Here is a 9,298-nt window from a genome sequence, read left to right on the forward strand (position 1 = left end):
GATGGTGTCACTTTACAGACCGATCGTTCAGTAAGTCAAGATCGCCCCCGTCCGCGGGGTCGCCGGCCGCGGGGTCGCCGGCCGGGTGGCGCCGCGTCGTCACCGAACGCCCGCGCATCTCGGCGACGGTGGTGCCGGTCTCATCGACCACCCGGACGTCGTAGAGCCCCGTGCGGCCCGTCCGTGCCCGCCGCACCGCGTGCGCCGTCAGCGTCTGCCCCACCGTCGTGGGGTGCAGGAACGTGATGTCCGCACCCCCGGCCACGGTCACCCGCTCGTCCTCGTTGCACGCGATGGCGAAGGCGGTGTCGGCGAGGGCGAACACGATCCCCCCGTGCGTGATCGCATGGCCGTTGAGCATGTCGGGGCGGACGCTCATCGACACGACGGCGTCGCCGGGAGCGGAGCGCTCGACCATCATCCCGAGCATCGCGGAGGCCGCGTCGCGCCGCATCATCTCCTCGGCGCCGCTCACGCCGCCCACTCCTTCGCCACGAGCGTCAACACGTCGTAGGCGGCGACGACCTCATCGCGCTGGTTGTGGATGACCGCATCCCAGCGCACCTCGCCGTAGTCGTCGGTCTCGCGCGGCGTGATCTGCTTCGCCGTGAGGGTCACGCGGATGCGGTCGCCGGGCGAGACCGGCGTGAGCAGGCGCAGGTCGTCCAGCCCGTAGTTGGCCAGCACGGGGCCCGGGTCGGGATCGACGAACAGGCCGGCCGCCCACGACACCAGCAGGTAGCCGTGGGCGACCCGGCCCGGGAAGAACGGGTTCGCCGCGGCCGCCTCCTCGTCCATGTGGGCGTAGAAGGTGTCTCCGGTCAGGTGCGCGAACGCCTCGATGTCGTCGAGGGTCACCTCGCGCGAGGGCGAGGCGATCCGGTCGCCGATGCGCAGCCGCGAGAGGGGTTTGCGGAACGGGTGGACGTCCGAGACGTCGACCTCGGCGCCGGCGTGCCACACGCCCGTCACGGCGGTCAGCATCCGCGGCGAGCCCTGCACCGCCGTGCGCTGCAGGTAGTGGTGCAGGGCGCGGATGCCGCCGAGCTCCTCGCCTCCGCCGGCGCGACCCGGCCCGCCGTGCACCAGATGCGGCACGGGGGCCCCGTGACCCGTGGACGTGCGGGCGTCGTCGCGGTCGAGGAAGAGCACACGCCCGTTGACGTCGGCGATGCGCGTCAGCAGCGCGGCCGCGACCGCGGGATCATGCGTCGCGACGCTCGTGACGAGAGAGCCGCCGCCGCGGGCGACGAGCGCGCCCGCCTCGTCGAGGTCGCGGTAGCCGATCACGCTCGTGACCGGTCCGAACGCCTCCACCTCGTGCACCGCGGCCCCGGCATCCGCGGCGTCGAACGCGAGCACGATCGGTACGACGAACGCCCCCTCCGCGGCGGGGGCGACGGTCCCGTCGGCGTGCACGACCGCGGGCTCGTCGACGTCGCCGAGGACCAGGCGCCCGCCGGCCTCGCGCAGCGCCGCGACCTGGCGCAGCACCTCGTCGCGCTGGTCGCGCGAGACGAGCGGTCCCATGGTCACGCCCGGACCGCGGGGGTCGCCGACGACGACGCGCTCGGCGATCCGCGCGGCCAGCGCGTCGATGAGCGCGTCCTCCCGGCCGGCCGGCACGATCGCGCGGCGGATCGCCGTGCACTTCTGGCCGGCCTTGGTCGTGAGCTCGACCAGGAGCTGGCGGACGAACGCGTCGAACTCGGGGGTGCCGGGCGCGGCATCCGGCCCCAGCACGGAGGCGTTGATCGAGTCGGTCTCGCTCGTGAACCGCACGCCCGGCCGCACCTGCGCGTGCAGGCGCGAGGCCGTCGAGGCGCTGCCCGTGAAGCTCACGGTGTCGCCCAGCTCGAGCAGGTCGAACAGCCCGGGGACCGGCCCGCTCACCAGCTGCAGCGTGCCGTCGGGGACGAGCCCGGACGCGACGAGGATGCGCACCCACGCCTCCGCGAGGTAGGCGGTCGGCGTCGCGGGCTTCACGATCGTCGGCATGCCGGCGAGGAACGCGGGGGCGAACTTCTCCAGGGCGCCCCACACGGGGAAGTTGAACGCGTTGATCTGCACGGCGACCCCGGGCAGGCGCGTGAGCACGTGCCGGCCGAGGAACGAGCCGTCCGCCGACAGCGTCTCGACGGGCCCGTCGAGCACCACCCGCGCATTCGGCAGCTCGCGGCGGCCCTTGGAGCCGTAGGTGAACAGCACGCCGATGCCGCCGTCGACGTCGGCCGCCGCGTCGCGCGCCGTGGCGCCCGCGCGCGCCGAGAGTGCGTACAGCTCGTCCTTGCGCGCCGTCAGCGCGATCGCGAACTGCTTCAGCAGGAGGGCGCGCTGGTGGAAGGTCAGGGCGCCGAGCGTGCGCTGTCCGACGCTGCGGGCGTGGGCGACGGCCCCGGCCAGGTCGATGCCGACCGTGCCGACGCGGCACACCTCGGCGCCGGTCGAGGAATCGCGCACCGTCGCCGTCTCGCTGTCGTCGGTCGGCGACCACCAGCCGTCGCGCACGTAGCTGGGCAGGATCTCGGTCATCGGGCGTCGCTCCATTCGTAGAACCCGCGACCGGTCTTGCGGCCGAGGTTGCCCTCGGCGACCAGTCGCCGCAGCAGGGCCGGGGGCGTGAACCGCGGGCCGAATGCCGCCTCGAGCTCCTCGGCGATGCCGAGCCGCACGTCGAGGCCGACGATGTCGGTCGTGCGCAGCGGACCCATCGGATGCCGGTAGCCGAGCTCCATCGCCGCGTCGATGTCGGCGGCGTCGGCCACCCCCTCCTCGAGCATGCGGATGGCCTCCAGTCCCAGGGCGACGCCGAGGCGGCTCGAGGCGAAGCCCGGACTGTCGCGCACCACCACGGGCGTCTTGCCGAGAGCGCGCGTCCAGCCGCGGGCACGCTCGACGAGCCCCGGTGTCGTCGCCGTCCCCGCGACGACCTCGACGAGCGACGACGCGGGCACCGGGTTGAAGAAGTGCAGGCCCAGGAAACGCTCCGGCCGCGTCACCGCGGTCGCGAGCGCGTCGATCGAGATCGACGACGTGTTCGATGCGATCGCGGATGCCGCGCCCACGACCGCGGCGATGCGCGCCAGCGCCGCAGTCTTGACGTCGCGGTCTTCGGGCACCGCCTCCACCACGAGGTCGGCGCCGTCGAACGCGGCCGGGTCGAGGCCGACGCGCACGCGTGCCTCGAGCGCGGACAGCGGCGCCGTCGCGGATCCGCGCGTCGTCGACTCCGCGAGCATCCGACCGATGCGGCCGCGCGCGGCCTCCGCGCTCACCTCGTCCCGCTCGACGACGGCGACCCGGCTGCCGGCCAGCACGAAGGCGTGCGCGATCCCGGCGCCCATCCGTCCACCGCCCAGCACGCCCACGCGGGCGGGGGCCGTGGCCTCGGCATCCCGCGCGCTCACCGGCGCGGCTCCGTCCGGTGGGCGCGGTCGCGACGCCGCTCGAGGAACGCGGTCATGCGTGCCGCCTTCTCGGGGCTGTCGAACAGCTCCGCCTGCAGCTCGAGCTCGATCGCGGGGTGTGCCTCGATCGGCGCGCTGAGCGCCTGTTTGGTCAGCTGTGTCGCGCGTGCGCCGTTGGCGGCGATGCGGTCGACGATCGCGTGCGCCGCCGCCAGCAGTTCCGCCCGCTCATGCAGAGCGCTCACGAGTCCCCACGCGAGGGCGGTCTCGCCGTCGATCATCCGACCGGTCAGCAGGAGGTCGCTCGCGCGCGCGTGCCCCACGATCTCGGGCAGGCGCCAGGTCGCGCCGGCGGCGGCGATGATGCCGAGCCCCGTCTCGGGGTTGCCGAACCGTGCCCCCGGCGTGGCGATGCGCACGTCGGCCGCGTAGGCGAGCTCCGCGCCCCCGCCGAGCGCGTAGCCGTCGATCGCGGCGACGACCGGCATCGGCAGCGCGCGGATCCGGCGGAACAGCGTGGAGTTGATGCCGCGGCGGGCATCGGCGGACGTGCGTTCGCGCAACTGCGCGATGTCGGCGCCCGAGGCGAACACGCCGCCCGCGCCGGTGAGCAGGAGCGTCTTCGGGTGCGCTTCGAGCAGGGCGCACAGGGCGTGCAGTTCGTCGACCATCGTCTGGTCGATCGCGTTGAGCGTCGCCGGTCGGTCGAGGATCGCCACCACCCGGTCGGGGCGCTCCTCGATGCGCACGCTCGGCTCGGTCATCGGGTGATCGCCCCGTCGGCGACGCGCTCGACGATCATCGCGGTGCCCTGGCCGACGCCGACGCACATCGTGGCGAGCCCGTAGCGGGACCGCTCCCGCTCGAGCCGTCCCAGCAGGGTGACGACCAGGCGCGCGCCGCTCGATCCCAGCGGATGTCCGAGGGCGATCGCGCCGCCGTCCGCGTTCACCGACTCCGGGCGCAGCCCGAGGCGGCGGATCACGGCCAGTGACTGCGCGGCGAAGGCCTCGTTGAGCTCGACGGCTCCCATGTCGGACACGTCCAGGCCCGCCCGGCGGAGGGCCTTCTCGGATGCCGGGACGGGCCCGAGGCCCATGATCTCGGGCGCCAGCGCCGCCGCCGCGTGCGCCACGATCCGCGCCCGCGGCCGCAGACCGTGACGGGCGACCGCGTCGGCGCTGGCCACCACGATGGCGGCGGCACCGTCGTTGAGCGCGCTGGAGTTTCCCGCGGTGACCACCGCGCCGCCGGTCACGACCGGGCGCAGGGCCGCCAGCGCCTCCGCGGAGGTGTCCCGGCGCGGTCCCTCGTCGGTGTCGACGGCGCCGCCGCGGGTGGGCACCGGCACGATCTCGTCGCGGAATCGTCCCGCGTCGATCGCCGCGATCGCGAGCCGGTGGCTGCGGAGCGCGAACGCGTCGGCATCCGCGCGGGTGATCCCCTCGAGCCGGGCCACCTCCTCCGCCGTCTCGGGCATCGACAGGGTGGCCTTCTCGCGCCGCGCGAGGGCGGGGTTCACGAACCGCCAGCCGATCGAGGTGTCGTGCGTCTCGCCGGGGGCGGCCCACGGTCGCGACGGCTTGGCCTGCACCCAGGGCGCGCGGGTCATGGACTCCACGCCGCCGGCGACGATCACGTCGGCCTCGCCGGCGCGGACGGCGTTGGCGGCGATCGCGATGGCCGACATGCCGGAGGCGCACAGTCGGTTCACCGTCAGACCCGGGATCTCGTCGGGCAGCCCCGCGAGCAGCACCGCCATGCGGGCGACGTTCCTGTTGTCTTCGCCCGCCTGGTTCGCCGCCCCGAGCACCACCTCGTCGACCGCGTCGGCCGCGATGCCGGCGCGGTCCACGGCGGCGCGCACCACGAGGGCGGCGAGGTCGTCGGGCCGTACGTCGGCGAGGGCTCCGCCGTGACGGCCGACGGGGGTGCGGATGCCGCCGATCAGGTAGGCCTCGGACATCGTCATCCTCTCGTCCGCCCCCGTCGGCGGATCCGCTCACCGGGTTGATTACCGAATGATCGTTCAGTAATAATGACAGAGGTCCCGACGCCGGGGCAACCCGCCGTCGCCGGATGCGGGGACGCGCGCCGCCGGACCCGATCGGCGCAGTGCCAGACTGGAGCGATGACCGTGCACGCGACCGCGCCGCAGCCGGAGACGGCCACCCCGCCGGCGGCTGCGCGCCGAGGGCGGCCGGGGTACGACCGCGCGCAGGTCGTCGAGATCGCCGTCCAGCTGTTCAACGAGCAGGGCTACGACGCCACGTCGGTCGCCGATCTCGCCGGACGGCTCGGCCTCACCAAATCGGCGCTCTACCACCACGTCGACTCCAAGGAGTCGATCCTGAGCACCGCGCTCGACGACGCGCTGACGGCGCTCGAGTCGGTGCTCGACGAGGCCGCCGCCGCGGACATACCGCCGATGGAAGCCCTGCGCGCCGTCGTGCGCGGGGCGGTGCGGGTGCTCGCCGCCCAGCTCCCCCAGGTGACGCTCCTGCTGCGGGTGCGCGGCAACAGCGACGTCGAGCGCGCGGCGCTGGAGCGCCGCCGCCTGTTCGACCAGCGCGTCACGGCCCTCGTCGAGGACGCGCAGGCCGCCGGCGCCCTCGCCGCCGACATCGACGCCGCCGTGGCGACCCGCCTCGTCTTCGGCATGGTCAACTCGCTCACCGAGTGGTACCGGCCGGGCGGTCCCCTCGACCCCGACGCGATCGCCGACGACGTGCTGCGCATCGCCTGGGACGGCCTGCAGCGACGCCCGACCGATGCGGCGGCGACGCGGTGAGCGACCCCGCCGACCCCTCGGCGCTGCGCGCCGGTCCGCACGAGCCCTGGCGCATCGTCCCGGGCGCCCTCGATGAGAAGCTCGGCATCGTCGTCCTCGAGCAGAGCGTGGCGGCCGTGATCGCCCAGATGCCCGTGGCGGGCAACACGCAGTCGCTCGGGCGCCTGCACGGCGGGGCGAGCGCGGCGCTCGCCGAGGCGGTCGGGTCGTGGGCGGCGCTCGTCTACGCCTCCACGTTCGGCAAGGCGTGCGTCGGCGTCGACCTGAACATCACGCACCACCGCGGCGCGCGCGAGGGCGTCATCCGTGCGACGGCCACCCCGCTGCATCTGGGGCGTCGTTCGACGGCGCATCAGATCGTCGTCACGCACGAGGACGGCGCCCACCTGGCCACCGCCCGCATCACGAACTTCCTCATCGACCCCGAGTGAGCCTCGCGCCGATGCCGCAGGCGAGCGCTCTCACGCCGCGGGCAGCGTCACCCGCACGCGCGCTCCGCCGCGCGCGCCGTCCTCGATCGCGATGCGCCCGCCGTGCGCCTGAACGATGCGCCGGCAGGTCGCGAGTCCCAGCCCCAGCCCCGGCACGTCTCCCGGGTCGCCGCGCTCCATGACCTCGAACACGCGCTCGCGCAGCTCGGGGGCCACGCCCGGTCCGTTGTCGTCGACCGTGATCGTCCACCCGGCCGGGCCCACCTGCGCGTCGAGGTCGACGAGGGGGGAGACCCCGGCGGATGCCGCGAACTTCAGCGCATTGGCGAGGAGGTTCTGCAGCAGCACGGCGAGGAGCGTCGGGTCGCAGACGATCGCGTCGTCGGGCTCGATGCGCACGGTGATCGCGGCGTCGAACGCGGCCACCGCCCGCTCCAGGTCGGCGAGCACGCCCTCCACGATCACACCGAGCGCCGCGGGCTCGCGGTGGGCCTCCGCCCCGCCCACGCGCGCGTACGCCAGCAGTTCGGTGATCATCGTGCCCATGCGGGATGCCGCGGCATCCGCCCGCCCCAGCGCCCGCACCGTCCGTGAGCCGTCGCCGTCGTCCAACCCGTCGAGAGCGAGGTCGAGCTGGCCCATGAGCGCGGTGAGGGGGTTGCGCAGGTCGTGGCTGATCTGGCCGGCGAAGTGCGCGAGCTGATCGTTCGAGCGCTCCAGCTCGTGCGTGAGCCGGCGGAGCTCGAGCACCTCCACGGCCTGCCCGGCGAGAAGGTCCAGCGCGGCGCTCTGCTCCGCCGTCAGGGTGCCGGTCGTGTCGTCGAAGACGCACAGCGTGCCGATCGCGACGCCCGCGGGCGTGATGAGAGGGCTGGAGGCGTAGAAGCGCACGCGACCGCGCTCGCCGGTGACGAACGGGTTCGCCGCGAAGCGCTCGTCCGCGCGCGCGTCGCTGACGAAGACGTGCCGGGCGTCGGGCAGCACGACCGCGCACATCGAGTCCTCGCGATCGCAGATCGCCCCCTCCGCCCCCGACGTGGCCACCTGGTACTGGTATCGGTCGTCGATGATGTTGACGGCCGCACCGCTCACGCGGCACAGGGTCGTCGCGAGGCGAGCCAGGCCCTCGAGGTTCGGCTCCGCCGGAGTACCGACGATGCGGTAGTCGGCGATCGCCTCGGTGCGCGCCGCGGCATCCGTGATCGGCATGGGTTCTCTCCTCCTGGCTGCGACCAGGATAACGGCGGCGTCGCGGCGGTCGGCCGCCTAGGCTGGAGGGATGGCGACCGGCGCGGTGATGCACACCTTCGATGTCCAGGTGGCGGATGTCGACCGCGGCGTCTACGAGGAGTTGTCGCTGCGCATGGCGCGGCATCCGTCCGAGACCGACGCCTTCATGGTCACCCGTCTCCTCGCGTACTGCCTCGAGTACGTGGAGGGCATCGCCTTCACCGAGGGCGTGTCGGCCACCGACGAGCCCGCCGTGCTCGTGCGCGACGCGACCGGATCGATCACCGCCTGGATCGAGGTGGGCGCCCCCGACGCCGACCGGCTGCACCGCGGCAGCAAGCTCGCCGACCGCACCGTCGTCTACAGCCACCGCGACCCGGCGAAACTCCTGCCCCTGTGGGCGGGCAAGAAGATCCACCGCGCCGACGCCATCGTGCTGCGCACCTTCGACCCCGGGTTCGTGGATGCCGCGGCCGCCGCCGTCGAGCGGCGCAACGCCGTCACTCTCTCGGTGACCGAGGGCCAGCTGTACCTCGACGTCAACGGGACGAGCCTCTCGTCGGCGCTGCACGAGCATCCGCTCGCCTGACGGCGCGTTTCGACGCGCTGCGCCCGCTCAACGGCGGGCTGTGGCGAGTTCGCTTGGGCTTGCCTTGCTGGCGGACCCGCAGCGGTCGGCCTACGGTGACGGTATGAGCGAGATCGACTCCTCCCACCCCGACGAGCCGCACCGCACCGGCATCGCGCAGCGACTCAACTGGCTGCGCGCCGGGGTGCTGGGCGCGAACGACGGCATCGTGTCGACGGCCGCGGTGGTGGTCGGTGTCGCCGGTGCGACCTCGGAGGTCATGCCCGTGCTGCTGGCCGGATCGGCCGCGCTCGTCGGCGGCGCGATCTCGATGGCGCTGGGCGAGTACGTCTCGGTGTCCAGCCAGCGCGACACCGAGCGCGCGCTCATCGAGAAGGAGCGCAAGGAGCTCGCCGACGATCCCGAAGCCGAGTTCGTCGAACTCGTCGGGCTGTACCGGGCGCAGGGTCTGAGCGAGGAGACGGCGACGCGCGTCGCGACCGAGCTCACCGAGCGCGATGCGCTGTCCGCGCACCTCTCGGCCGAGCTCAACATCGATCAGGACGACGTCGTCAGCCCCTGGCACGCGGCCCTCGCGTCGGCGATCGCGTTCACCGTCGGCGCCCTCCTGCCGATGGCGACGATCCTGCTGCTGCCGCACCCGGCGCGCCTCATCTGGACCTTCATCGCGGTGCTCGTCGCGCTGGCCGTCACCGGCTACCTCGCCGCCTGGCTCGGCGGGGCCAACCGCGGTCGCGCCATCATGCGCACGGTGATCGGCGGGGCGCTCGCGCTCGGGGCGACCTTCCTCGTCGGCACGCTGTTCGCACCGCCGTCGGCTGACCCCGCCCCGCGGCATCCCCCCTGACGC

10 protein-coding genes are annotated in these 9,298 nt (G+C 73.9%); 4 read left to right on the forward strand and 6 right to left on the reverse strand.

Annotated elements, in window-relative coordinates; all coding sequences use genetic code 11:
- Nucleotides 1-7 precede the first annotated feature (7 nt).
- Genes paaI through MHO01S_RS05580 form a run of 5 tightly spaced genes read right to left on the reverse strand, consistent with a single transcriptional unit; the run spans nucleotide 8 to nucleotide 5,373 of the window.
- The gene (paaI, locus tag MHO01S_RS05560) at nucleotides 8-475 is read right to left on the reverse strand and encodes a hydroxyphenylacetyl-CoA thioesterase PaaI (protein ID WP_231735171.1); all 468 of its coding nucleotides are present in this window, start codon (nucleotides 473-475) and stop codon (nucleotides 8-10) included.
- Nucleotides 472-2,532 (reverse strand): phenylacetic acid degradation bifunctional protein PaaZ, encoded by a 2,061-nt coding sequence (gene paaZ / locus MHO01S_RS05565; protein ID WP_061781956.1) that lies wholly within the window; start codon nucleotides 2,530-2,532, stop codon nucleotides 472-474. Before paaZ ends, paaI begins: the two co-directional genes overlap by 4 nt.
- Nucleotides 2,529-3,407: a 3-hydroxyacyl-CoA dehydrogenase family protein gene (locus MHO01S_RS05570; protein WP_061781957.1), complete on the reverse strand. Its 879-nt coding sequence runs from the start codon at nucleotides 3,405-3,407 to the stop codon at nucleotides 2,529-2,531. Before MHO01S_RS05570 ends, paaZ begins: the two co-directional genes overlap by 4 nt.
- Nucleotides 3,404-4,171, reverse strand: a complete 768-nt coding sequence (locus MHO01S_RS05575) for an enoyl-CoA hydratase/isomerase family protein (protein ID WP_061781958.1) — start codon at nucleotides 4,169-4,171, stop codon at nucleotides 3,404-3,406. The genes MHO01S_RS05570 and MHO01S_RS05575 overlap by 4 nt, the downstream gene beginning before the upstream one ends.
- A complete protein-coding gene (locus MHO01S_RS05580; RefSeq protein WP_061781964.1) occupies nucleotides 4,168-5,373 on the reverse strand; it encodes a thiolase family protein in 1,206 nt (401 codons plus the stop codon). The genes MHO01S_RS05575 and MHO01S_RS05580 overlap by 4 nt, the downstream gene beginning before the upstream one ends.
- A 165-nt stretch (nucleotides 5,374-5,538) precedes the next feature.
- Between MHO01S_RS05580 and MHO01S_RS16770 the strand changes: the two genes are divergently transcribed.
- Nucleotides 5,539-6,198, forward strand: coding sequence for a TetR/AcrR family transcriptional regulator (locus MHO01S_RS16770; protein ID WP_060960611.1), 660 nt, complete (start codon nucleotides 5,539-5,541; stop codon nucleotides 6,196-6,198).
- Complete coding sequence (locus MHO01S_RS16775) at nucleotides 6,195-6,629, forward strand: PaaI family thioesterase (RefSeq protein WP_061781959.1); 435 nt, start codon at nucleotides 6,195-6,197, stop codon at nucleotides 6,627-6,629. Before MHO01S_RS16770 ends, MHO01S_RS16775 begins: the two co-directional genes overlap by 4 nt.
- Nucleotides 6,630-6,659: 30 nt before the next feature.
- Here the strand turns inward: MHO01S_RS16775 and MHO01S_RS05595 are convergent, their stop codons facing one another.
- The gene (locus MHO01S_RS05595; RefSeq protein ID WP_061781960.1) at nucleotides 6,660-7,838 is read right to left on the reverse strand and encodes a sensor histidine kinase; all 1,179 of its coding nucleotides are present in this window, start codon (nucleotides 7,836-7,838) and stop codon (nucleotides 6,660-6,662) included.
- Nucleotides 7,839-7,908: 70 nt separating this feature from the next.
- On the opposite strand from MHO01S_RS05595, the gene MHO01S_RS05600 reads away from it, so the two are divergent.
- Both MHO01S_RS05600 and MHO01S_RS05605 read left to right on the forward strand, forming a co-directional pair.
- Nucleotides 7,909-8,448, forward strand: coding sequence for a YaeQ family protein (locus MHO01S_RS05600; RefSeq protein ID WP_060960614.1), 540 nt, complete (start codon nucleotides 7,909-7,911; stop codon nucleotides 8,446-8,448).
- Nucleotides 8,449-8,551: 103 nt separating this feature from the next.
- Entirely contained in the window at nucleotides 8,552-9,295 is a 744-nt protein-coding gene (locus MHO01S_RS05605) for a VIT1/CCC1 transporter family protein (protein WP_061781961.1), read from the forward strand.
- Nucleotides 9,296-9,298: the final 3 nt, after the last annotated feature.

Origin of the sequence: Microbacterium hominis NBRC 15708 (assembly GCF_001592125.1) — a bacterium.
GTDB lineage: Bacteria > Actinomycetota > Actinomycetes > Actinomycetales > Microbacteriaceae > Microbacterium > Microbacterium hominis.

Bases quoted from the DNA above. Each gene is read 5' to 3' on its own strand.
- MHO01S_RS05605 (WP_061781961.1), top strand. From the start codon at position 8,552: ATGAGCGAGATCGACTCCTCCCACCCCGACGAGCCGCACCGCACCGGC.
- paaZ (WP_061781956.1), bottom strand. From the start codon at position 2,532: ATGACCGAGATCCTGCCCAGCTACGTGCGCGACGGCTGGTGGTCGCCG.
- MHO01S_RS05600 (WP_060960614.1), top strand. From the start codon at position 7,909: ATGGCGACCGGCGCGGTGATGCACACCTTCGATGTCCAGGTGGCGGAT.
- MHO01S_RS05595 (WP_061781960.1), bottom strand. From the start codon at position 7,838: ATGCCGATCACGGATGCCGCGGCGCGCACCGAGGCGATCGCCGACTAC.
- MHO01S_RS05575 (WP_061781958.1), bottom strand. From the start codon at position 4,171: ATGACCGAGCCGAGCGTGCGCATCGAGGAGCGCCCCGACCGGGTGGTG.
- MHO01S_RS05580 (WP_061781964.1), bottom strand. From the start codon at position 5,373: ATGTCCGAGGCCTACCTGATCGGCGGCATCCGCACCCCCGTCGGCCGT.
- MHO01S_RS16770 (WP_060960611.1), top strand. From the start codon at position 5,539: ATGACCGTGCACGCGACCGCGCCGCAGCCGGAGACGGCCACCCCGCCG.